The 22,397-nt window shown below is 76.1% G+C and carries 17 protein-coding genes; 7 read left to right on the top strand and 10 right to left on the bottom strand.

Features of this window, described 5'->3' with window-relative positions; all coding sequences use genetic code 11:
• Window positions 1-45 precede the first annotated feature (45 nt).
• Window positions 46-1,164 carry a ribosome small subunit-dependent GTPase A gene (gene rsgA / locus O7599_RS06705; RefSeq protein ID WP_281621176.1) on the top strand — a complete coding sequence of 373 codons (1,119 nt, stop codon included), beginning with the start codon at window positions 46-48 and terminating at the stop codon, window positions 1,162-1,164.
• Between the two features lie 40 nt (window positions 1,165-1,204).
• On the opposite strand, the gene O7599_RS06700 is transcribed toward rsgA, so the two are convergent.
• Entirely contained in the window at window positions 1,205-2,209 is a 1,005-nt protein-coding gene (locus tag O7599_RS06700) for a LuxR family transcriptional regulator (protein WP_281623296.1), read from the bottom strand.
• Window positions 2,210-2,309: 100 nt separating this feature from the next.
• Between O7599_RS06700 and O7599_RS06695 the strand changes: the two genes are divergently transcribed.
• Entirely contained in the window at window positions 2,310-4,649 is a 2,340-nt protein-coding gene (locus O7599_RS06695; protein ID WP_281621175.1) for a protein phosphatase 2C domain-containing protein, read from the top strand.
• Window positions 4,650-4,683: 34 nt separating this feature from the next.
• On the opposite strand, the gene O7599_RS06690 is transcribed toward O7599_RS06695, so the two are convergent.
• From O7599_RS06690 to O7599_RS06680, 3 genes are all read right to left on the bottom strand, one after another.
• Window positions 4,684-7,827 (bottom strand): glycoside hydrolase family 38 C-terminal domain-containing protein, encoded by a 3,144-nt coding sequence (locus O7599_RS06690; protein WP_281621174.1) that lies wholly within the window; start codon window positions 7,825-7,827, stop codon window positions 4,684-4,686.
• Window positions 7,828-7,919: 92 nt separating this feature from the next.
• Window positions 7,920-8,948, bottom strand: coding sequence for a DUF2637 domain-containing protein (locus O7599_RS06685; RefSeq protein ID WP_281621173.1), 1,029 nt, complete (start codon window positions 8,946-8,948; stop codon window positions 7,920-7,922).
• 112 nt (window positions 8,949-9,060) lie between these two features.
• Window positions 9,061-9,960 carry a (2Fe-2S)-binding protein gene (locus O7599_RS06680; protein WP_281621172.1) on the bottom strand — a complete coding sequence of 300 codons (900 nt, stop codon included), beginning with the start codon at window positions 9,958-9,960 and terminating at the stop codon, window positions 9,061-9,063.
• 175 nt (window positions 9,961-10,135) lie between these two features.
• On the opposite strand from O7599_RS06680, the gene O7599_RS06675 reads away from it, so the two are divergent.
• On the top strand, window positions 10,136-10,726 hold the full coding sequence (locus tag O7599_RS06675; RefSeq protein ID WP_281621171.1) for a GntR family transcriptional regulator: 591 nt from the start codon (window positions 10,136-10,138) through the stop codon (window positions 10,724-10,726).
• A gap of 8 nt (window positions 10,727-10,734) precedes the next feature.
• Here O7599_RS06675 and O7599_RS06670 read toward each other — a convergent pair whose 3' ends face one another.
• Complete coding sequence (locus tag O7599_RS06670) at window positions 10,735-11,706, bottom strand: acetylxylan esterase (RefSeq protein ID WP_281621170.1); 972 nt, start codon at window positions 11,704-11,706, stop codon at window positions 10,735-10,737.
• A 155-nt stretch (window positions 11,707-11,861) separates the two neighbouring features.
• Window positions 11,862-12,860 carry a LacI family DNA-binding transcriptional regulator gene (locus O7599_RS06665; protein ID WP_281621169.1) on the bottom strand — a complete coding sequence of 333 codons (999 nt, stop codon included), beginning with the start codon at window positions 12,858-12,860 and terminating at the stop codon, window positions 11,862-11,864.
• A 145-nt stretch (window positions 12,861-13,005) separates the two neighbouring features.
• Here O7599_RS06665 and O7599_RS06660 point away from each other — a divergent pair, with 145 nt between their 5' ends.
• From O7599_RS06660 to O7599_RS06650, 3 genes are read left to right on the top strand one after another with little or no spacing between them, the layout of a single operon-like run.
• On the top strand, window positions 13,006-13,767 hold the full coding sequence (locus tag O7599_RS06660) for a TIM barrel protein (RefSeq protein WP_281621168.1): 762 nt from the start codon (window positions 13,006-13,008) through the stop codon (window positions 13,765-13,767).
• Window positions 13,764-14,873 (top strand): Gfo/Idh/MocA family oxidoreductase, encoded by a 1,110-nt coding sequence (locus O7599_RS06655; protein ID WP_281621167.1) that lies wholly within the window; start codon window positions 13,764-13,766, stop codon window positions 14,871-14,873. The genes O7599_RS06660 and O7599_RS06655 overlap by 4 nt, the downstream gene beginning before the upstream one ends.
• 33 nt (window positions 14,874-14,906) lie before the next feature.
• Window positions 14,907-16,925, top strand: coding sequence for an FAD-dependent oxidoreductase (locus tag O7599_RS06650; RefSeq protein WP_281621166.1), 2,019 nt, complete (start codon window positions 14,907-14,909; stop codon window positions 16,923-16,925).
• A 28-nt stretch (window positions 16,926-16,953) separates the two neighbouring features.
• Here the strand turns inward: O7599_RS06650 and O7599_RS06645 are convergent, their stop codons facing one another.
• Together O7599_RS06645 and O7599_RS06640 are read right to left on the bottom strand one after the other, a co-directional pair.
• Window positions 16,954-17,892 (bottom strand): LysR family transcriptional regulator, encoded by a 939-nt coding sequence (locus O7599_RS06645; RefSeq protein WP_281621165.1) that lies wholly within the window; start codon window positions 17,890-17,892, stop codon window positions 16,954-16,956.
• A gap of 11 nt (window positions 17,893-17,903) precedes the next feature.
• The gene (locus O7599_RS06640) at window positions 17,904-18,386 is read right to left on the bottom strand and encodes an Lrp/AsnC family transcriptional regulator (protein ID WP_281621164.1); all 483 of its coding nucleotides are present in this window, start codon (window positions 18,384-18,386) and stop codon (window positions 17,904-17,906) included.
• 115 nt (window positions 18,387-18,501) lie between these two features.
• Between O7599_RS06640 and O7599_RS06635 the strand changes: the two genes are divergently transcribed.
• A complete protein-coding gene (locus tag O7599_RS06635) occupies window positions 18,502-19,404 on the top strand; it encodes an EamA family transporter (protein ID WP_281621163.1) in 903 nt (300 codons plus the stop codon).
• 147 nt (window positions 19,405-19,551) lie between these two features.
• Here O7599_RS06635 and O7599_RS06630 read toward each other — a convergent pair whose 3' ends face one another.
• Together O7599_RS06630 and O7599_RS06625 are read right to left on the bottom strand one after the other, a co-directional pair.
• Window positions 19,552-20,334: a hypothetical protein gene (locus O7599_RS06630; RefSeq protein ID WP_281621162.1), complete on the bottom strand. Its 783-nt coding sequence runs from the start codon at window positions 20,332-20,334 to the stop codon at window positions 19,552-19,554.
• Window positions 20,335-20,528: 194 nt separating this feature from the next.
• Window positions 20,529-22,346, bottom strand: a complete 1,818-nt coding sequence (locus O7599_RS06625; protein ID WP_281621161.1) for a PucR family transcriptional regulator — start codon at window positions 22,344-22,346, stop codon at window positions 20,529-20,531.
• Between the last annotated feature and the right edge of the window lie 51 nt (window positions 22,347-22,397).

The following is a 22,397-nucleotide window of genomic DNA, read 5'->3' as shown; positions in this document are numbered from 1 at the left end:
CCGCAGGACAGCCGCACGCCCGCTCCTTTCTGAAGGGTCGCTCCGTTGACACACCTCCCCGCACCCCGCCGCCTGGTCGTCTACGGCTGGGATGAGGCCACCGCCGACGCCTTCGCGCCGTACGAGTCCGAAGGACTGATCCCCGCCCGTATCGCGCGGGTGGACCGCGGCTCCTGCATCGCCCTCACCGACGCCGGACCCGTCCGCGCCACCACCGCCCGCCTCGCCGCCGCCGACCGGGCCGCCGGCCGCACAGCCGACCTCACCCGGCTGCCCTGCACCGGCGACTGGGCGGCGCTCGAACCTGGCGAGCGGTTCGCCGTCCGGGCCCTGTTGCCGCGCCGCACCGCCTTTCTGCGCTCGGCGTCGTCCAAACGCTCCGAGGGCCAGGTCATCGCCGCCAACGTCGACCACGCCGTCATCGCCGTCTCGCTGGCGGCGACGCGCGCCGCCGACATCGAGCCGGCGCGCCTGGAGCGGCTGCTGTCGCTCGCGTGGTCCAGTGGCGCGCAGCCGCTGGTGGCGCTCACCAAGGCCGACCTCGTCGAGGACCCCGTCGTCCTCGGCCACCTCGTCGACGACACCGCGGAGGTCGCGCCCGGCACCGCCGTCCTCGCGGTCAGCGCCGCCACCGGCGCCGGCGTCCCGCGGCTGGCCGCCGCGCTGTCCACCGGCACCTCCGTGCTGCTCGGCGCCTCCGGCGCCGGGAAGTCCACGCTGGCCAACGCCCTGCTCGGCGAGGACGTGCAGCGGGTCCACGAGGTTCGCGACGCGGACGGCAAGGGCCGGCACACGACGGTCTCCCGCGACCTGCTGCCGCTGCCCGGCGGCGGCGTCCTCATCGACACCCCGGGCCTGCGCGGCGTCGGCCTGTGGGAGGCCGACGACGGTCTGGGGCAGGTCTTCGCGGAGATCGAGGAACTGGCCGCACACTGCCGCTTCCACGACTGCACGCACACCGCGGAGCCGGGCTGCGCGGTCGTCGCCGCGCTGGAGAACGGCGAGTTGCACCCGCGCCGCCTGGACAGCTACCGCAGGCTCCAGCGCGAGAACGCCCGCATCGCCGCGCGCACGGACCTGCGGGTGCAGGCGGACCGGCGGCGGGAGTGGAAGCGCCGCGACGCGGCGGAGCGCGAGGCGCGGGCACGCAAGGGGAGGAGCTGAGACGCACGCGGCGCGGGCACCCGCCGGCCCGCCCGTGCGGTCAGTGACTCTGCGGGGCCCGCTGCCCGCACCAGCCGCGTTCGTGGGCGTACCAGCCCAACTGCAGCCGCGTGTGCACCCCGGCGATCTCCATCAGCCGCTTCACGCGCCGCTGTACGGTCCGCAGCCCCAGGTCCAGTTGCTTGGCGGCGCTCGCGTCGGTGAGCCCCGCCAGGAGCAGCCCGAGGATCTGCAGGTCCACCGCGTCCGGCCCGTCGGGCGCCTGCTCCGCCACCGCCGTGCCGCCGGCGTTCAGCCGCAGGGGCAGCGACTGCCGCCACAGGCTCTCGAAGAGGCCCGTCAGCGACTCCAGCAGCCCGCTCGCGTGCACCACGAGCGCGGCGGGCTCGCCGGCCCCGGCGAACATCGGCACCATCGCGGTCGCGCCGTCCGCGATCACCAGCTTCGTCGGCACCACGTCCGCGACCCGCAGCTCCTCGTTCCGGCGCAGGGCCTCCGCGGCCTCCGCCACCGTGCCGGGGGCCAGCAGCCGCGCGCGCTCCAGCACGACCCGGAACCGCACGCCGCGGCCCGCGGCCTTCTCCTCCGCGGTGTTGTCCTGGCTGCGTACGGCCAGCGGCTCCCTGGTGACCAGCGCGCACACCTCCCGCTCGGCGCCGAGCTGCAGTTGCAGGAACCGGTGCGCCACCGCGCCCGCGCCGGTCACCACCTCGACCAGGTCGTGTACGTCGGCCGGCTCGCCGGCCTCCGCGCGGTACTCCTCCGCGAGCAGCGCGGCGGCCAGTTCGGCGCGCTCCAGCTCGTGCCGCTGCTGGATGAGCAGCGCCCCGAGCGCGACCGTCGGCGGCGCAGCCACCCAGCGCCCGGGCCGCGCCGACGACTGCGCCGCCAGCCCCTGCTGCTCCAGCCGGCGCAGCGTCCGCACCGCCTCCGGCTCCGGCAGCGTCAACCGCCGCGCCAGTTCGGGGACGTCGGCGGCGCCGAGTGCGACCAGCGCGCGGTAGGCCGACTCCTGCACGTCGTCGAGTCCGATGGCACCGAGCACCTGCACATCCTGACCGTACGGGTGGGCCGGGTGGAAGGCCCTTGCCGTGATCTTGCGGGTACGGCCCTTGTGGCGGGGGACGGCGGGGAAGAATAGGGGCATGGATCGCCAGGGGGAGACGGCGGGGGATCGCCGCACCGAGGACGAGTGGTGGCACGACCTGTACGAGGAGGGGGTGCCGGACACGGGCCCGCAGCGCGCGGGGGACACCCTCGACGACCGCTTCGCGTCGGTGGCCCGGACGGTGGACGAGGAGGCGGACCCCGCGCCGCCGGCCCCGCCGGGGGCGGCGAAGGCGCCGCGGGCGGTGCGGAGGCCGGCGGCCGAACCGTACGACCAGATGAGCGACCCCGACTACCCGCCGCCGCCCGCCTCCGGGGCCTCGGCGCCGTCGGTGGCGGGGGTTCCGGGCTTCACGGAGCGCGAGGAGACGTCGCCGGCCCCGTCCCGGGGCTGGGCGGACGACGTGTTCGCGGGCTTGCGGGAGGACCGGTGGGAGCCGGCGGACCGCGACCCGCGGGCGCCCGGGGACCGGAGCACGGCGGACGCGCCCTCGCCGGGCCGCGAGGAGTCCGTGGAGCCTGCGGCGGGGGAGGAGCGCGCCCCGTGGGAGGGCCGTGAAAGCGGCACCGCACAGGAGTCGTTGGGCGCCTCGCCGGACGCCGCGGCCGGCGCCCCGGCGGAAGCCGCCCCGCCCCGCGAGACGGAAGCCGCGGACCCGGCGCCGACCGCCTCCCGCCGAGCCGTCGAACCCGCCCCGGAGGACGGGGCGTCGTCCGGATCGCGGGACGACGTGGCCGCGGCCCCGGCGGAAGCGGACGGGTCGCCGGGCCAGGGGGAGGCGGTGGCGTCCGCGTCGGCGGACGACGTGCCGCCTGACCCGTGGGAGCCCGCGGAGCCCGTCCCGGCGGACCGGGCGCTTGCCGGCGCGCCGGAACGCGTCGAACCCGCCCCGGAGGATGCCGCGTCGGCCGACCCGTGGGACGCCGCGGCGGATGCGGTGTGGCCGGAGCCGGCGACCGAGGAACCTGCGGAGCCCGCACCGGCGGAGGCCGGGCGGACCCGCCCGCGGGCGGGCGGCGAACCCGCGCCGGCGGATACGGCGTTGCCCGGCTCCGCGGACGCCGGAGGACCTGCTCCGGCCGAAGCCGCGCCGCCCACGTCCCGGGAACCCGCGGAGCCCGCCCCGTCGGCGCCGCCGGAGTCCCCCGCGCCGGCGCCCGCGTCCGCTGCGCCGGAGGCGCCGACCCGGCGCACGGCTCCCCCCTCCCCGGAGGCGGCGGAGCCCACCCCCGCAGGCCCCGCGGCGCCCGTGCCCGGCCGACCTGCCCCCGCCCCGCCGGCGGCCGCCGGCCCCGAGGACCCCGATCCTCCGCCCGCCACCATGCGGCTGCGGCAGGTGTCCGTCACCGAGACCCTCACCGACGCCGACTGGGCCCGGCGCGGCGGGGACTTCGTCGGTGCGGGGCCGCCCACCTACGAGGCGGAGCCCACCGCGCTGCCCGAGGTGGCGCCCGGGGCGCTGCACGAGTTGGTGCCCGACACCGTGCTGGACGGGGCGCGGTACGGGTCGTTCACGCTGCGGACCGCGGCCACCCGCGGCGACAGTCCCCGCTACCGCGGCGAGCAGCGCCGCGACGCCCTCCTCACCGCCCGCTTCGGCGGCGGTGACGACGCGCTCGTGCTCGTCGCCGTCGCCACCGGCGCGCGCGGCGTGGCCCGTACGGACCGGGCCGCCGACTCGCTCGTGCGGTGGATGGGCGAGGCCGTCGGCAGGAGCCGGGCGCGGTTGTCCGAGGACGTACGGACCGGGCGGCGCGCCGCGCTGAAGGGCGGGCTGCACCGGCTGATCGGGCGCACGTACGGGCTGATGCGCGCGCAGGCGGAGGAGTTCGGGGTGGATCCCGCCGGGTACACCGCCGGGCTGCGCTGCCTGCTGCTGTCCAGCGACCCCGCCTGCCGCACCCGGGTGTTCTTCGGCACCGGCCCCGGCGGTTTCTTCCGGCTCCGGGACGGCGAGTGGCAGGACCTGGAGCCTGCCACTCCGGAGGAGGAGTCCCGGCCGGCGGAGCCCGGGCAGGAGGAGGCAGCGCCCGCCGATCCGCGGCTCACCGTCGACCTCGGCGGCCGGCCCCAGCGCCCTGCCCCCGCCGGGCCACCGCCGCCCGGCTTCGGCGCGCTCGTGGACACCCCCGACCCCGGCGAGCCCGCCCCCTTCGCCTTCCGGGCCTCCGAGGGCAGGCCCGGCGACGTACTGCTGCTGTGCAGCCCCGGCTTCGCCGAGCCGCTGCGCGGCGCGCCCGGGCTGGCGGCCGAGCTGGCGGAGCGGTGGCGCGGACAGGAGGCGCCGCCCGGGCTCGCGGCGTTCCTCGCGGACGTCCAACTGCGCGCCAAGGGCTTCGCCGACGACCGCACCGCCGCCGCCCTCTGGGAGAGCTGAGACCGGGGGCCCGGCTCGGCCGGGCCCCCGTTCCTCACCGTACGGGCCGCATCCGCAGCGTCAGGATCTGGAACGGGCGCAGGCGCAACGCCACGGTCCCGTCCCCTCCCGCCACCGCGTCCGCCGACTCGAGGGGCCGCTCCAGCAGATCCGTCACGTGGACGTCCGCCGCGCGGAACGACGTCGTCAGGGTCCCCGACGCCCGCCCCCCGCGCGACTCGTACACCCGGACCACCACGTCCCCGCTGCGGTCCTCCGCCGGCTTCACCGACTCCACCGTGATCGCCGGGTCGCTCACCGACACCAGCGGCGCCCGCGCCGCCGTGCGCGCCGTGCGCAGCGGCAGGTTCAGCGCCAGGCCCTGCGCCACCGCCGCGCCGACGTCCGCGCCCGGCAGCAGCGCGTAGCGGTAGCGGTGGACGCCGAGGTCCGTCTCCGGGTCGGGGAACTTCGGCGCCCGCAGGATCGTCAGCCGCACCGTCGTGCCGAGGCCCGCCTCGTGCGCCTCCCGCGTCACGTCGTGGCCGTACGTGGCGTCGTTGAGCACCGCCACGCCGTATCCCGGCTCGCCCACGTGCAGCCAGCGGTGCGCGCAGATCTCGAACTTCGCCGCGTCCCAGCTCGTGTTCGCGTGCGTCGGCCGGTGCACGTGCCCGAACTGGATCTCGGACGTGGACCGTTCCGCGTGCACGTCCAGCGGGAACGCCGCCTTGAGTACCTTCTCCTCCTCCCGCCAGTCGACCTCGGTGGTGAAGTCCACCCGCCCGCTGTCCACCGCCAGGCTGATGTCCTGCACGATCCGCGACCGGCCGGTGGTACGCACCACCCGCACCGCCGCGCGCAGCGGCCCCGACTCGGTGACCTCCACCGACTCGGCCGCCACCAGGTCGGTGCGGGTGCGCCGGTAGAACTTGTCGATGTCCCAGGCGTCCCACTGGTTGGGGTGGTCGGGGTGGAGCTGGAGCAGGTTGGCGCGGGCGCCCGGCGCCAGCACCTCGCGGCCGGCGGTCAGGTCGTGCACGGAGGACACCAGCCCGTCGGAGTCGACGACGACCCGCAGCAGCCCGTTGTCCAGTACGACGTCCGTGCCCTCGGCAACCGCCGACACCTCGGTGCCGGCCGCCGCCGCGCCCGCCGTACCCGCGCCCAGCCCCGGCGCGCTCACCCGCGCCAGCCGGCGGCTGTCGCCCAGCGGCTGCGTCACCGCCTCGGGCGGCAGCGCCGCCGACTCGTCGGCGGCCACCTCCACGACCTCCTCCCGGCCGTACGGGGACGCGTTCAGCACGGCGAGACCGGGCGCGCCGGTGCCGGAGCCGCCCAGCGCCGCCACCGCCGCCGCCGTGATTCCCGCGAGTTCCTCCCGCACCGCCTCGTACGTCTGCGCCGCCTCCCGGTGCACCCACGCGATCGACGACCCCGGCAGGATGTCGTGGAACTGGTGCAGCAGCACCGTCTTCCAGATCCGGTCCAGCTCCTCGTACGGGTACGCGTACGCCGGATCCGCCAGCGCCGCCGCCGTCGCCCACAGCTCCGCCTCGCGCAGCAGGTGCTCGCTGCGCCGGTTGCCGCGCTTGGTGTCGGCCTGGCTGGTGTACGTGCCGCGGTGGAACTCCAGGTACAGCTCCCCGGACCACACCGGCGCCGCCGACCCGTACTCCTCCTCGGCCGCCGCGAAGAACTCCGCGGGCCCGGCCACCTCCACCCGCGGCGAGCCCTCCAGCGACCGCAGCCGGCGCGCCTTCTCCAGCATCTCCCGCGTCGGCCCGCCGCCCCCGTCGCCGTACCCGAAGGGCACCAGCGACATGCTCGCCCGGCCCTTGTCGGCGAAGTTCCGCTCGGCGAGCGAGAGTTCCGCGGCGTGCATGGTGGCGTTGTAGGTGTCGACGGGCGGGAAGTGGGTGAAGACCCGGGTGCCGTCGATGCCCTCCCACCAGAAGGTGTGGTGCGGCATCTTGTTGGTCTGGTTCCACGACAGCTTCTGCGTGAGGAACCACCGGATCCCCGCCAGCCGCGCGAGCTGCGGGAACGCCGCGGTGTAGCCGAACGAGTCCGGCAGCCACACCTCCTGGGTGTCCACGCCGAACTCCTCGGCGAAGAACCGCTTGCCGTGGATCAGTTGGCGCGCCAGCGCCTCGCCGCCCGGCATGTTGGCGTCCGACTCCACCCACATCGAGCCGACCGGGACGAACTGGCCGGTGCTCACGGCGGTCCGGATGCGCTCGTAGATCTGCGGCTGGTTCTGCTTGACCCAGGCGTACTGCTGCGCCTGCGAGCAGGCGAAGACCAGCTCCGGATACTCCCCGGACAAGGCCAGCTCGGTGACGTTCGCGAACGTCCGCGACGCCTTGCGCACCGTCTCGCGCAGCGGCCACAGCCAGGCCGAGTCGATGTGCGCGTGGCCGGTGGCGTACGCGCGGTGGGCGCTGGCCGCCGCGGGCCGCGCCAGCGCCGGGGCCAGCACCTCGCGGGCGGCAGCGGCCGTACCGGGCACGTCGTGCAGGTCGAGCACGTCGAGCATGCGGTCCAGGGTGTGCAGGATGTCGTGCCGGCGGCCGCGGTCCGCCGGGAGCTCGTGCATCAGCTCCGACAGCACCTCGATGTCGAGGATCAGGTGCCACACGTCCTCGTTGAGCACGGCGAGGTCGGCCGAGCGGAAGGTGTACAGCGGAGCGTCGCCCGCCGTGCGCAGCTCGCCGAGCAGGGTGGGCGTGAAGTCCTGGAGCACCGCGGGGTTCGCGGCGGCCTCCAGCAGCAGCCGGACGGGCTCGCCGCCGGCCGCGGGGGAGGCGATCGGCACATGGCGGTTGCGCGGGTGGACGCCCTTGACGGGCGCCCCGGCCGCGTCGTACACCAGCCCCTCGGCCTGGAACCCGGGCATCTCGGCGCCGAACCCGGGGTCGATCACTGCCTCGACGCGCCGCCCGGCCCAGCCGGTCGGCACGGTGCCGGTCAGCCGGAACCAACTGGTCGACCACGGCGGCCCCCAGGGGGTGCCGACGGCGAAGGGCTCGTACTCCTCCGGGGGGACCTTCAGCGCCTCGTCCGCCGGCACCGGCTCGCCTGGGCGGTGCCACACCGACAGCTCCAGGGGGACGCGTTCGGTGTACTGGGCGGGGCGGATGTACTGGCGCAGTGCGCGGTCCAGCCGGCCCTCTGCCAGCAGTCGGTCGTCGTGCATCGCGGCTCCTCACAGTCGTCGCTGTGATCTGCCTAACCTGCGCGCGGCCGACCGGGCAAGAGGACCCACCACCTCGATCGTCTCCGGATCCGTCAGCGGAGCTGGTTCTCCATCGCCCTGAGCTTCTTCTCCAGGGTGTCGAGCGGGGCCGTCAGCTCGTCGTCCCGGCCGACGGGCGCGGCGCCGGGCCCGGCCTGCTGCCCCGCGCCGACCGCCTGCCTGGTCTCCCGCGCCGGACGCGACCGCGGCGGCGGGTGCGCCGCCTCCGTGGCCGGCGCCGGCGCCCCCGGCGAGCCGACCGCCTCGGCGTGCGCGGCGGTCAGCTCGCCGGGGGCCAGCGCGCGCTGGTGCTTGCCGAGGGCCTTGAGCCGGGCCCGCTCCAGCCGGGCCTGCTCGCGCTCCTCGGCCCGCCGGCGCGCCTCGTCCCTGCTGTCCTGGCGCACCTCGTCGACCGCCTCGTCCAGCGTGCGTACGCCTTCGAGCAGCATCAGCGACCACGCCCGGAACGTCTCCCGCGGCGCACGCAGCCAGCGTACGAACCGGATCTGCGGCAGCGGCCGCGGCACCAGCCCCTGCTCGCGCAGCGCCGCCCGCCGGGTCTGCTTCAGCGCCCGGTCGAAGAGCACCGCCGCGGAGAGCGACATGCCCGCGAAGAACTGCGGCGCGCCCGCGTGGCCGGCACCGCGCGGCGCGTGCACCCAGTTGAACCAGGCCGCCGCGCCCGCGAACGTCCACACCAGCAGCCGGGAGCCGAGCGCCGCGTCGCCGTTGCTGGCCTCGCGCACGGCGATGACGGAGCAGAACATCGCGGCTCCGTCGAGCCCGAACGGGACCAGGTACTCCCAGCCGCCGGACAGCCCCAGGTTCTGCCGGCCGAAGCCGACCAGGCCGTGGAAGGAGAGCGCGGCGGCGACCGCGGCACAGCAGAAGAGCAGGACGTACGCGAGCGTGCCGTACATCGCCTCCTTGCGGCGGCGGCGCTGCTCGCCGGCCTCCCAGGAGTCCGCGGGCTCGTCCGCCTTCTGCCGGCCGCGCACCACGACCGCGACGGCCGCGAGCACGCCGAGCAGCAGCACGGCGGCCGGGAGTGCCCAGCTCAGCGGTACCCCGTTGAATCCCATCGGATGTCCCTTGCCTCGCCAGATGACCGGTGACTCGGGGACCGATACTCGCGGAATCGCCGCGCGATTCCGGAGGAAACGAAATCAGCCACTCAAAGGGGTGGCATACGTGCTAAGAGCTTGCCACGAGCCGGGCGACGCGCTCCGTGTCGCAGGTCCGCGGGCAGGTGACGCAGGTGTCCTCCGGCCGCAGCGTGTAGTACATGCAGCAGCTCGCCCGGTCCCGCGTGACCAGGGACTGGCCCGCGGGACCGGTGAGGGTGCGGAAGGCCGCGCCGCCGGCGTACGGGGCGGTGGCCGGGCCGGTGCCGGGCAGCAGCCGCCCGGTCTCGGCCATCGCGCGCTCCTCCTCGCCCAGGAGTTCGCCCAGGTACCACAGGCCCTCGACGATCTCGTCGGTCGCCATCCCCCACAGCGCCCGCGGCCCGCGCCGCATCCGCGGTCCGAACGCGGCGAGCACCGGCTCCAGATGCCCGGCCACGGCCGCCCGCACCTCGGCCCGCAGCGCCTCCTCGCCGGCGACCACGCGGGCGCCGGGCAGGCCGGCGGCGGGGTCGTCGGGCAGGCAGGCGAACGCGGTGCCGCGGACGGCGAGGCGCATGCGGCTGCCGTCGTCGTTGCGGTGCAGCGCCACGTCCTCCAGCGGGACGCGGGGCACGCGGCGCAGCAGGAACCAGGGGAGGGTGACGAGCAGGCAGGCGGACCAGGCGTAGCGGTGCAGGCCGAAGCTGGCGACCACGTCGGGGCGGGCGTCCTCGCCGTACGTGCGGCGGACCTGCGCGGCGTCCCAGGCGAGGAAGTCGTCGAGCGCGGGGCCGCCGGCGGCGAGTTCGGCGGCGGCCACCCAGCCGGGCGCGGTGGGCAGGGGGTCCGCGGGGCCGAGTTCGGTGACGGCCAGGAACGGCAGGACCTCGGTGAGCCGGGCGTAGGCCGCGGTGACCGGGGTGCCGGCGGGACGGACGGCCGGGATCCGGGCGTCGTCGAGCGGCTGGGGCACTGCGGGCGCGGACATCGGTGCGGTGACCACCCTGGGCTCGGCGGGGCGTGGCGTGTTCTCGACCCGTCGGCCGGGTTGAGGTAAGGCTAACCTTAACCCTCTTGATCGGGGAGCGGGCAAGGGGCTCCGGGTTACGGTGGGGCGCGAGCGTCGCCCAGGGACGTACGTCGGCCGCGAATCGGGAGAGACAGTGGAGCACGCGCCGCGCAGGCAGGCGGCACCGGGCCAACTCCGCCCCCGGGCACGGGTGCGCCGGCACTCCGTACGCGGCCAGGTGCTCGACGCGCTGCGGGCCGCGGTGCTCGGCGGCGACCTGCGGCCCGGCGAGGTGTACTCCGCGCCCGCGCTCGGCGAGCGGTTCGGCGTCTCGGCGACCCCGGTGCGCGAGGCCATGCAGCAGCTCGCCGCGGAGGGCGCGGTGGAGGTGCTGCCGAACCGCGGCTTCCGGGTCCTCGCGCCCACCGCACGCGACCTGGCCGAGCTGGCGGAGGTGCGCGCGCTGCTCCTCGTACCGCTGCTGCACCGGCTGGCGTCCGGGCTGCCGCCGGAGCGCTGGGTGGCGCTGAGCCGGCTGGCGGCGGACGACGCGGAGTTCCACGAGGCGCTGGTGGCGCTCTCCGGCAACCGCCAGTTGGTCCGCGTCGCGGGCGAGCTGCGGGCCAGGGCGCGTCCGCCGGCGGCGCCGCAGGCCCGCAGGCAGGCGCTGGTCGACGCGCTGGCCGCGGGGGACAAGGCGGGGGCCGAGGCGGTGCTGCGGGAGCTGCTGGGCGCCCCGGAGTAGCCCCGTCCCTACACCCGCAGCCAGGCCAGCGAGGTCACCTGGTGGTCGTTCCCGCCGCCCTCGTGGCCGTTCCACGGGTAGACCTCGATGTCCCTCGGCCCGCCCCAGTGGTTGTACGACGCGAAGACCGTCGACGGCGGGCACACCTCGTCCATCAGCGCCACCGAGTACAGCGCCGGCACCCGCGCCCGGGCCGCGAAGTTGAGCCCGTCGAAGTACGACAGCGTGCGGAACACCCGCTCCTCCGCGCCCCGCTGGGTCGCCAGGAACAGGACCAGCTCCTGGTACGGGTTCCTGTCGGTGATCGTGACCGCCCGGCGGAAGTGGTTGAGGAACGGCACGTCGATCATCGCCGCCCGCACCCCCGGGTGCAGCCCCGCGACCGCGGTGGCGATCGCACCGCCCTGGCTGCCGCCGCTGACGGCTATCCGGTCGCCGTCCACCGCCGGATGCGCGGCGGCCGCGTCCACCGCGCGGACGGCGTCGGTGAAGACGCGCCGGTAGTAGTACTCCTCGGGGTCGAGCACGCCGCGCGTCATGAAGCCGGGCGTCTGCGCGTTGCCCGTGCCGTACGGGTCGGGGGTGGAGCCGGCGTTGTTGCGGTGGGCGGCGCCCTGGCCGCGGGTGTCGACGACGAAGACGGCGCGGCCGGCGGCGGGCCAGAACAGGTGGTCGTGCGGCAGCCCGCGCCCGCCGCCGTAGCCGATGTGGTGCATGACGCAGGGCACGGGCCCGTCGGCTCCGCGGGGCAGGACGAGCCAGGCGGAGATCCGGTGGCCGCCCCAGCCGGCGAAGGTCACGTCGTGCACGTCGACCGCGGTCAGGCCCGTCGGGTACGGGCGGAACTCCGGCGCGAGGCCGCCGGCCGCGTCCTCCGCCTCGGCGAGGGTGCGGGTCCAGAAGGCGTCGAAGTCGGCGGGTTCCTCGCGCTCGGGGCGGTAGTCGCGCAGCTCGGCGAGGGGCATGTCGAACAGGGCCATGCGGATGCTCCAGTCGGTCGTGGCGGCGGTGCGGGTGCGGGCCGGGTATGCCGGGGTCCGGCGCGTACGGGGCTGCGCTGTGCGGCGGGCGCGGCGGGCGCGGCGGGTGCGGTAGGCGGGGCGGGTGCGGACGGGGGGTGCGGCGCGGCTCGTGCTCAGCGGGCCGGCGGCGGGCCCGTGGACGCGCGTACGGTCAGCGTCGTGGCCAGCTCCACCTGGTCGGGCTGCGCCGCGCCGCCCTCGCCGTGCAGCCGCAGCATCCGGAACGCCGTCGCCGCCATCGCCTCCAGCGGCTGGACGACGGTGGTCAGCGGGGGCGCCGCCCACGCGGCGACCGGGGTGTCGTCGAATCCGGTGACGCTCATGTCCGCCGGCGCCCGCAGCCCCCGCTCGGCCAGCGCCTGGAGCACGCCGAACGCCTGCCCGTCGTTCGCGGCGACCACCGCCGTGGGCGGCTCGGGCAGGTCGAGGAGGGCCAGCGCCCCGGCGCGGCCGTCGGGCGCGAAGAAGTCGGCGTTGCGGATCAGCGCCTCGTCGACCGGCAGCCCGGCCTCCAGCAGCGCGGTGCGGTAGCCGTCGAAGCGGGCGCGGGCGGACCAGATGGTCAGCGGGCCGGTGAGCGTGGCGATGCGGCGGTGCCCCAGCTCGATGAGGTGGCGGGTGACGGCGAGGCCGCCCTGCCAGTTCGTACAGCCCACGGAGCGTACGCCCGCGCCCGGTTCGGCCGGCGGGTCGATGGCGACCAGCGGGATGCGCTTGGCGGCCAGCCGCGCGCGGGTCTCCGGCGCCGGCACCTGGTGGACGAGCAGGACGCCGTCGCTGCCGCGCGCCATGATGCGCTCCAGGGTGTGCCGCAGGACGTCGTCGCTGACGGGCACGCTGTCGATGACGATCCGGCAGTCGGCCTCCGCGCCGGCCTCGACCGCACCGGTGACCAGCGCGTCCGCCCACGGGCTGTTGAGGCTGCCGATGACGAGGTCGACGACGCCGGCGCCGCGGGACGGCCGGTACCCGTGGTCGGCGAGCAGCCGGGCGATCCGCTCGCGGGTGGCGGGGGCGACGTCGGTGCGGGCGTGCAGGACCTTGGAGACGGTGGAGACCGAGACGCCGGCGCGGGCGGCGATGTCGCTGAGGGTGGCTTGTTCGGGCGGCATGAGCGGTGTCCTTTTCGAAAACTTCGGTCAGCCTGGCCGTCTACTTCCCGCCCTGTCAAGGGTGTTGACGGAGGTCGGCATCGCTTCTAGCGTCAACAAGCGAGCGAAAAATTGTCGAAAACGACCACGACCGCCGGAGGAGACCATGAGCCCGTCCCTGGGCGTGCAGCTCTACACCGTTCGCGACGAGATCGCCGCCGACCGCCCCGGCACGTTCGCCGCGCTGGCCGGCTTCGGCTACCGCCAGGTCGAGTGCTACGACGTGCTGACCGACCCCGAGGCGCTGCGCGCCGACCTGGACGCGGCGGGCCTCGCGGCCGGCTCGGTGCACGCGCCGGTGCTCGCCGGGCCCGAGAAGGCCGACGCCGCCTTCCGGGGTGCGCGCACGGTGGGCGCGGACACCGTCTTCGTGCCGTACCTGCCGCCGGAGCGGTTCGCCGACGCCGACGGGGTGCGCGCCGTGGCCGGCGAGCTGGCCGAGGCCGCGAAGAGTGCCGCGGGACACGGCCTCGCGCTCGGCTACCACAACCACGAGTTCGAGCTGTCCCAGCACGTCGGCGGCGTACCCGCGCTGGAAGTGCTGGCCGACCTGCTCGACGGGCTCGGCACCCCCGAGGCCACCGTGCAGTTCGAGGTCGACACGTACTGGGCGGCGGTCGGCGGCCAGGACGTGCCCGCGCTGCTCGGCCGCCTCGGCGACCGCGTCACGCACCTGCACATCAAGGACGGGCCCGTCACCAAGGACGACCCGATGACCGCGGTCGGCGCCGGCCGGATGCCCGTCGAGGCCGTCCTCGCCGCCGGTGCGCACGCCCGGCGGCACATCGTCGAACTCGACCGCTGCGCCACCGACATGCTCACCGCCGTCCGCGAGAGCTTCGACTGGCTGGAAGGGAAGCGCCGATGACCGCCGGAGAGCCCCTGGGTGTCGCCGTGGTCGGCTGCGGCACGATCAGCGACCAGTACCTGACGAACCTCACCGCCTTCCCCGACCTGCGCGTGCTGTTCTGCGCCGACCTCGACGGCGCGCGTGCCGCCGCGCAGGCCGCCGCGTACGGCGTACCGGCGCACGGGACCACCGAGGACGCCCTCGCCCACCCCGGCGTCGAGCTGGTCGTGAACCTGACCGTCCCCGCCGCCCACCACGACGTGGCCGGGGCGGCGATCGACGCCGGCAAGCACGTCTGGAACGAGAAGCCGCTGACCCTCGATCCCGCCTCCGGCGCCGATCTGGTCGCCCGCGCCGCCAAGGCCGGCGTGCTGCTCGGCTGCGCACCGGACACGTTCCTGGGGGCGGGGCTGCAGACCGCCCGCCGGCTCCTCGACGAGGGCGCGATCGGCGCGCCGCTGAGCGGGCTCGCGCTGATGCAGACCCCCGGCCCGGAGTCGTGGCACCCCAGCCCCGAGTTCCTCTTCCGGCGCGGCGGCGGGCCGCTGTTCGACGTGGGACCGTACTACCTCACCTGCCTGGCCACGCTCTTCGGCCCGGCGGAGCGGGTCGCGGCCGTGGCCCGCAAGGGGCGCGAGACGCGGGTGATCGGCTCCGGGCCGAAGGCCGGCACCGAGTTCGCGGTGGAGGTGCCCACGCACGTCGCGGCGCTCCTCGACTACGCCGCGGGCCCGACCGCGTCGCTGGTGGTCAGCTTCGACTCGCCGCTGAACCGGCAGGGCTGGGTGGAGATCACCGGCACCGAGGCCACCCTGGCGCTGCCCGACCCCAACCGCTTCGACGGCACGCTGCGGCTGCGTCCCGCGGGCTCCGACGAGTGGACGGAGATCGAGGCGAAGGGCGCCACCGCCGGGCGCGGCATGGGTGCCCTGGACATGGCCCGGTCGCTGGCCGCCGGCGAGCCGCACCGCGCTTCCGGCGAGCTGGCGCAGCACGTGCTGGAGACCATGGCGGCCGTCGAGACGTCCGCGCGATCCGGGGAGTTCGTGCCCGTCGGGGGCGCCGGCTTCAGCGTGCCGGCGGCGCTGCCGGACGGCTGGGATCCGGGCGTACGGATGCGTTGACGTCCCGTCGCGGCGCGGGCACACTCCGGAATCATGGGTGAGAAAGCGCTTTCTAGACGTGGTTTGCTGGCCGCGGGCGGCGCGGGTCTCGCGCTCCCCGTCCTGGGCGCCCCGGCGTACGCCGCCGCCGCGGGCCCCGGGCAGGGCCAGGCCGACCTGGTGGTCTACGGCGGCACCTCGGCCGGGGTGATCGCCGCCGTGCAGATGCGCCGGATGGGCGGCACCGCCGTGGTGCTGGAGCCCACCCGGCACATCGGCGGCCTCACCACCAGCGGCCTCGGCGCCACCGACACCGGCAACACCTCCGCCATCGGCGGCCTGGCCCTGGAGTTCTACCGCCGCGTGTACGCCAAGTACCACGGCACGCCCGTCACCGACGACTCACCGGCCCGCTACACCTTCGAACCGCACGTCGCCTCCGAGGTCTTCGCCGACCTGCTCGCCGAGCACGACGTCCCGGTGGTGCTCGGCGCCCGGCTGCGCTCCGTCGACCGGCGCGGCGGCCGCATCCGCCTGCTCGTCACCGACGACGGCCGGGCGTACGCGGGCCGGATGTACGTCGACGCGACGTACGAGGGCGACCTGATGTTCCGCGCCGGCGTCGACTTCACCACCGGACGCGAGGGGAACGCCGCGTACGACGAGACGCTCAACGGCGTCCAGCACCGCGACAAGCACCAGTTCGTCCACCCCGTCGACCCCTACGTCACCCCCGGCAGCCCCGCCAGCGGCCTGCTGCCCGGCGTCTCCGCCGACCCCCTCGAACCGAACGGCACCGCCGACGACGCGATCCAGGCGTACTGCTTCCGCATGTGCCTGACCCAGGCCGCCGACCGCATCCCCTTCCCGAAGCCCGCCGGCTACGACCCCGTGCGCTACGAACTGCTGCTGCGCTACGTCCAGGCCGGCTGGCGGGGCCCCTTCTACACCACCCACCCGATGGGCGGCGGCAAGACCGACTCCAACAACAACGGCGCGTTCTCCACCGACCACATCGGCCGCAACTTCGGCCATCCGACCGGCACCCACGCCGAGCGCGCCCGCATCCACGCCGACCACGTGGACTACCAGCAGGGCCTGATGTGGTTCCTCGCCAACGACCCGCGGCTGCCGGAGTCCGTGCGCGCGCAGACCGCCGCCTGGGGGCTGCCGCGCGACGAGTTCACCGGCCACGGCGGCTGGCCGCCGCTGCTGTACATCCGCGAGGCGCGCCGCATGGTCTCCGCGTACGTGATGACCGAGCACGACTGCCGCGGCACGGTGCGGGCCGCGGACTCCGTCGGGCTCGCCTCGTACACGATGGACTCGCACAACTGCCGCCGCGTGGTCGTCGACGGAGTCGCGCGCAACGAGGGCGACGTGCAGGTCGGGGTGCCGGCGCCGTACGGGATCAGCTACCGCGCGCTGACGCCGAAGCGCGCGCAGTGCACCAACCTGCTGGTGCCCGTCGCGCTGTCCGCCTCGCACATCGCGTACGGGTCGATCCGCATGGAGCCCGTCTTCATGATCCTCGCGCAGTCCGCGGCGACCGCCGCGCGGATGGCCCTCGACCGCGGCGGGGTGGTGCAGGAGGTGCCGGTCGCCGCGCTGCAGGCGCGGCTGCGCGCGGACGGGCAGCTCCTGCAGTGGCCGCCGACGGAGCCCGGCGAGATCGTCGTCGACAACGTCTCCGCCACCGGCGTCACCTCCGCGGGCACCTGGCTGAGCAGCACGTCGACCTCCGGCTACTACGGCTCGGACTACGTGCACGACGACAACGCCGGCAAGGGGACGGCCTGGATGCGCTTCCGGCCGGAGCTACCGGACGCGGGCTCCTGGGACGTCGCCCTGTGGTGGACCGCCCACGCGAACCGGGCGACGAACGTGCCGGTGGACGTCGAGCACGCCGGCGGCACCACGACGTACACCGTCGACCAGCGCTCGGGCGGCGGGAAGTGGGTGGTGCTGGGGCGGCACACGTGCGCGGCGGGGACGGCGGCGAGCGTGCGGGTACGCAACGACGCCACCGACGGCTACGTGATCGCGGACGCGGTGCGTTTCACCCCGGCCTGACGGCAGTGGTCACCGCGCGGGGCGCCGGTCAGCGGGACCACGCCGGCGCCCACGTTCCGCCGGCGTCCCCGGGCGCGTGCCGCGTGCGCGCGGCGGCGAGGTGCTCGCGCAGCAGCGCGAGCGCGGGGTGGGCGTTGTCGGTGTGCCAGTGCAGCAGGTGCGGGTAGACCGGGGTCGGGTCGAGCAGCGGGATGCGGCTCAGGTCGTGGTCGACGGGCCAGACGAGCGGGGTCCGCTCGCTGAGGAAGGTCCCCACCGTCGCGGACGCGGCGATGGTGTCGAGCAGGCTCTCGATGCCGAAGTCGGGGCCCACCGTGTCCATGACGAAGCCGAACTCGGCGGCCATCTCCTCGTAGTACGCGGCCCACTCGGTGCCCGGTGCGTTGCCCGGCATCCAGATCCGGTGCCCGGCGAGCCGGCGGGGGGCGAGGGAGCGGGCGCCGGCGAACTCGTGCGCGGGGCCGGTGACGAGTTGCATCGGCTCGTACTGCACGTACCCGACGGCGATGTCGCCGGGCAGCTCGCGGCCGGGCGGCGGCAGGGTGCGGAACGTCGCGTCGATCGTGCCGTCGCGTACCGCGTCCACGGCGGGACCGCCGCCGTAGATCGTGACGACGTCCAGCTCCACCTCGGGGTGCGCCCGGTGGAAGTCGCGCAGCAGCCCCGCGGTCGCGACCCGCCGCCCGACCACGTCCACGCGCAGCGCCCGGCTCCCGGGCCGCACCGAGGCCGCCGCCCGGTCCGCGGCCCGCAGGAGGGCGCGGGCGTGCGGCAGGAACGCCTGACCGTCGATGGTGAGCTTCACCCCGCGCGCGGTACGCGTGAACAGCCGCACGCCGAGGTTCTTCTCCAGCCCGGCGACGCGCTTCGAGACCGCCTGCTGGCTCAGCATCAGCTCGGCCGCGGCCTCCTGGAACTGGCCGGTGTCGGCGGCGGCGACGAAGGTGCGTACGGCATCGAGGTCCACGCCCGGCAACCCTAGCGACGGCTCCCGCTTCCCGTCGCCCCGCGGCTCTCCTCCTCGTACGCGCCGAGCCCCGGCGTCCGCGGCGGCACCGGCGTGGACTGCACGATCGACGTCGTCGTCTGGCCGTGCAGCAGGAAGCGGTCCAGCACGTCCTCGAAGGTGTGGAGGTCCGTCGCGTGCACCTTGAGCAGGAAGCAGTCCTCGCCGGTGATCCGGTGGCACTCGCTGACCTGCGGCAGGCTCCGCGCCAGCGCGGCGATCCGCGGCAACTGCCCCGGACCCGGCCGCACCCGGACGAACGCCGCCACGGGATAGCCGAGCGCCGCCGGGTCGACGTCGAGGCGGTAGCCGCGGATCACCCCGGACTCCTCCAGCCGCCGCACCCGCTCCCGGGCGGTGGGCACGGAGACGCCGGTGCGCCGGGCGAGCCCGGCGGTCGACAGCCGGGGGTCGGCGTCGAGTTCGGTCAGGATCGAGCGGTCGAGTGCGTCCACGGCTTCACTTTCACACGGGAACTGCCCGAAGAACACCCCGAAGCGAAAAGTGATCGGCCGATATGCTTTCCGGTTCGTCATGGTCCGCGCAGGCGCCCGTTGCGACGATTCCTCCGTGGCCGACTCCCCGCTCCGCAGCCCCGCCGCCGCCCCCGCCGGCCGACTCGCCCTGGCCGCCGAGCGCGTGCCGCCGCCGGCGTTCCTCGTCTCCTCCGCGGTCTTCCACTACCTCGGCCCGGCGTGCGCCGTCCTGCTCTTCGCCCGCCTCGACGTCCTGGGCGTCGCCTGGCTGCGCATCGCCTCGGCGGCGCTGGTCTTCGCCGTCTGGCGGCGGCCGTGGCACGACTGGCGGGCCGCGACACCCCGCGGGCGGCGGCTGCTGGTGGCGATGGGCGCCGTGCTCGCCACCATGAACTGCACGTTCTACCTCGCCCTCGAACGACTGCCGCTGGGGACCGTCGGGGCGGTGGAGTTCCTGGGGCCCGTGGTGCTCGCCGCGGCGGGCGTACGGACCCGGCGGAACCTCGCCGCGCTGGCGCTGGCGCTCGCCGGTGTCGCGCTGCTGACCGACGTGCACCTGGTCGCGGAACCGCTCGGTCTCGCGCTCGCCTTCGGCAACTGCGCGCTGTTCGTGCTCTACGTCGTCCTCGGCCACCGGCTCGCGGCGGACGGCGGCGCGTCGGGCGTGGGCCGGCTCGGCGCCGCGATGCTGGTGGCGGCCGTGGTCGCGGCGCCCGCGGGCGTCGCGGAGGCGGCCGCGGTGGCGACGTCGCCGGCGCTGCTGGCGGCGGCGTTCGGGGTGGGGGTGTGCTCGTCGGTGATCCCGTACGTGTGCGACCAGCTCGCCATGGCGCGGGTGCCGCGGGCGACCTTCGCGCTGATGCTGTCGCTGCTGCCGGCCACGGCCGCGCTGATGGGCCTGCTGGTGCTCGGCCAGGTGCCGGGGGCGGCGGAGGCGGCGGGCATCGCGCTGGTCGTCGCGGGGGTCGCGGTGCACCGGGAGCAGAGCCGCGCGTAGGGGCGGCGGGCGCGTAGCCGCGCGTACGGGCGGCGGAACCCGGCCGGAAGACGCCCGTACTCACGGCCCGCACGGCCCGGACACCCGTCCGCGGCGCGTCGTCCCGCCGCGCGCCGGCCTCCCGCGCCGCGTCGCTCCGCAGGCGCGTCAGCCCTCCGCCGCCGGGACCCGCCGCGGCTCCTCGCCCAACTGCTCCGCCAGCCACGACGGCACCCCGTCCAGCAGCCGCACCAGCCGCGTCGCCTCCGCCCGCAGCCGGGCCGCCTCCGCCTCCGGCTCGACGTCGGCCAGCGCCATCAGCGCCGGCGCCGTACCGACCAGATATCCCAGTTCCTCGCGCAGCCGCAGCGACTCGCGGAAGCCGTGCCGCGCCTCCGTCAGGTCCCCGTCGTCGGCCGCGAGCGCGGCCAGATGGCGCCAGGTGAACGAGCACAGCAGCAGGTCGCCCTGGTCGAGCGCGCCCGCGTGGGCGCGGCGGAACGCCGCCAGCGCCGCCGTCGCGTTCTTCGTCAGATGCTGGGCGACCAGCCCGCGCCGGAAGTCCAGCATCGGCCGGTGCGGCGACGTCGGCGGCAGCAGCGCGGCGGCGCGGCCGAGCGCCGCGCGGGCCTCGTCGGAGCGGTCGCGCTCCTGGAACAGGGTGGAGGCGTACGCCAGGTAACCCCGCTCGCACGCCGTGACGCCGCGGTTCTCCCCGTCGGTCGACAGCGCCTCCGCGTTGCGCACCGCGTCCTCGGCGCGCTCCCAGCCGGCGGCGGTGAACATGCACTGCTCGACGAGCAGCGCCGCGCGCCGCCGCGCCGCCTCGGCGTCGGCCCCGGCGGCGTCTTCGAGGAGCGCGGCGGCGTCGTCCCAGCAGCCGCGCGAGCGCAGCCGCCAGATCGCCCGCTCCAGCGGATCCTCCGAGATCGCCGATTCCGACCGTGCCATGGCGGTATCCGCCACTCTTGCCTCCCCAACGCGCCGTCGAGCCAAGGAACAACGCAGCCCAGTGTGACTCGAATCTCAACACGAAGTGTGCCCTGGGCCAAGTGTCCGCGTGAACGACTTCACAAGATCTTGGCGAACCCATTGCCCCGGGCCCGGCCGCGGCGCGCACGAACGCGCCGCGCGGGCGGCGGCGTTCAGCGCATGCGCAGCGCGAGGAAGAAGTCGAGCTTGTCCTCCAGCCGCGCGAGGTCCCGGCCGGTGAGCTGCTCGATCCGGCCCACCCGGTAGCGCAGCGTGTTGACGTGCAGGTGGAGGCGGGCGGCGCAGCGGGTCCAGGAGCCGTCGCAGTCGAGGAACGCCTCCAGCGTCTCCACGAGACCGGCCCGGTGGCGGTGGTCGTACGCGCGCAGCGGGTCCAGCAGCCGGGCGGTGAACGCGCGGCGCACGTCGTCGGGGACGAAGGGCAGCAGCAGCACGTGCGAGGCCAGCTCCTCGTGGCCCGCCGCGCACACGCGGCCCGGCCGGGCGGCGGCGACCCGGCGCGCGTGCCGGGCCTCCTCCAGGGCGCCGCGCAGCCCTTCCGGGGTGTGCACGGCGGCGCTGACGCCGAGCGTGAGCCGGCCGTCGTCGGCGAGCCCGCGGGCCAGCGGCTCCCGCACGGCGGCGAGCAGCGCCGCGGCGCTCAGCTTTCCGGCGCCCGGCTCCCCGGCGCCGGCCGCCGGGCCGCCGGCGGGCCCGCGGCCCGGCCCGGCGCCCACGGCGCCCCTGCCCGGCCGCCCGTCCGGGTCACCGCCTCCGACCGCGCCCCCGGCCGCCGGCGCCCCCGGCGCCTCCGCCCGCGCCGCCGGCGCCGCCGGTGCCGGAAGCGGCACCAGCGCCACCGCCTCGTCGCCGGTGTGCGCCACCGCGATCCGGTCGGCCCGGTCCCTCTCCGAGCCCGCGAGCAGTTCCTCCAGCATCGCCTGCGCCACCGGTCCGCCCGCGATCCCCGGCTGCCCGGGCGGGACCTCCCACTCGACCCGCGCCACCACCACCTGCCACTGCGGGGCCGCCCCGATCCCCGGCAGCAGCACCGGCACCGCCACCCGCAGCCGGGCGGCGACCTCCCCGGGCTGCGCCCCGGCCTGCAACAGTTCCAGCACCTCCTGCGCCAGCCGCCGCCGCACCGCCCGCGCGGCGTCGCGCCGCTCCCGCTCCACGGCGATCAACTGCGTGACGCCGTGCACCAGGTCAAGCCGCTCCGGCGGCCACTCCCCGGCGTCCGCCTCCACCGCCAGCAGCCAGTCGGACAGCACCGTCTCGCGCAGGTCCCGCCCGCCGCCGACGGGGAAGAGCGAGTACGTCACGGCCCCGCCCGCCACCGGCAGCGTCACCCGGTGCGGCCCCGGCCGGCCGCCGCGCAGCGCCCCGAGGTGCTCGCCGGCCAGTTGTGCCCGCAACCGGGCGGGCAGCCGGCCGCCGGCCGCCGCGGACGCGGTGCCGGCGATCTGCCGGCCGGTGGGGGAGAGCACCCACGCACGCAGGTCCAGATCGGAGCCGAGGAGGTCGAGGACGACGTCGGGGCCGCCGCCCGCGGGCCCGGACGACATCAGCCGGCGGTGCCGCTCGACCACGGCCGCCAGATCGCCGGCCCGCTCGCCGGAGACCTGCCGGACGACGTGCTCGGTGACGGTGGCGAACGCGACGTTCTCGTCCACCGCGAACAGCGGCAGCCGGTGCCGCGCGCACGCACGCACCAGGTCCTCGGGCACCCCGGCCCCCGACAGCTCCGCCTCGCCTGCCGCGAGCCCGGCGACGCCGGCCGCGGCCAGGATCCGTACGAAGGGCTCCGAGTCCTGCGGGCCGTGCCGCCAGGCGAGCCCGGTGAGCACCAGCTCGCCGCCCGACAGATAGCGGCTCGGGTCCGTCAGGTCCGTGGTCATCACGCCCCGCACCGTGCGGTCCAGCTCGTCCTCGCCGCCGAGGAGCCTGAGGCCCAGCGCCTCGGATTCCAGGAGTGCCCGCAGCCTCATGCGCGTCCCTTGCTGTCGGTCGTGCGTCGACCCGCCCGTCCGTGCGCGCAG

Origin of the sequence: Streptomyces sp. WMMC500, assembly GCF_027497195.1 — a bacterium.
In the GTDB taxonomy this organism is placed as follows: Bacteria; Actinomycetota; Actinomycetes; order Streptomycetales; family Streptomycetaceae; genus Streptomyces.
Note: the sequence above shows the minus strand (reverse complement) of the source record. Positions and strands in the feature narration are given on the sequence as shown.

Excerpts from the sequence above, each read along its gene's own strand:
- O7599_RS06625 (WP_281621161.1), bottom strand. The coding sequence starts at position 22,346 with ATGAGGCTGCGGGCACTCCTGGAATCCGAGGCGCTGGGCCTCAGGCTC.
- O7599_RS06650 (WP_281621166.1), top strand. The coding sequence starts at position 14,907 with ATGGGTGAGAAAGCGCTTTCTAGACGTGGTTTGCTGGCCGCGGGCGGC.
- O7599_RS06660 (WP_281621168.1), top strand. The coding sequence starts at position 13,006 with ATGAGCCCGTCCCTGGGCGTGCAGCTCTACACCGTTCGCGACGAGATC.
- O7599_RS06665 (WP_281621169.1), bottom strand. The coding sequence starts at position 12,860 with ATGCCGCCCGAACAAGCCACCCTCAGCGACATCGCCGCCCGCGCCGGC.
- O7599_RS06685 (WP_281621173.1), bottom strand. The coding sequence starts at position 8,948 with ATGGGATTCAACGGGGTACCGCTGAGCTGGGCACTCCCGGCCGCCGTG.
- O7599_RS06695 (WP_281621175.1), top strand. The coding sequence starts at position 2,310 with ATGGATCGCCAGGGGGAGACGGCGGGGGATCGCCGCACCGAGGACGAG.
- O7599_RS06690 (WP_281621174.1), bottom strand. The coding sequence starts at position 7,827 with ATGCACGACGACCGACTGCTGGCAGAGGGCCGGCTGGACCGCGCACTG.
- O7599_RS06670 (WP_281621170.1), bottom strand. The coding sequence starts at position 11,706 with ATGGCCCTGTTCGACATGCCCCTCGCCGAGCTGCGCGACTACCGCCCC.
- O7599_RS06655 (WP_281621167.1), top strand. The coding sequence starts at position 13,764 with ATGACCGCCGGAGAGCCCCTGGGTGTCGCCGTGGTCGGCTGCGGCACG.
- O7599_RS06630 (WP_281621162.1), bottom strand. The coding sequence starts at position 20,334 with ATGGCACGGTCGGAATCGGCGATCTCGGAGGATCCGCTGGAGCGGGCG.
- O7599_RS06680 (WP_281621172.1), bottom strand. The coding sequence starts at position 9,960 with ATGTCCGCGCCCGCAGTGCCCCAGCCGCTCGACGACGCCCGGATCCCG.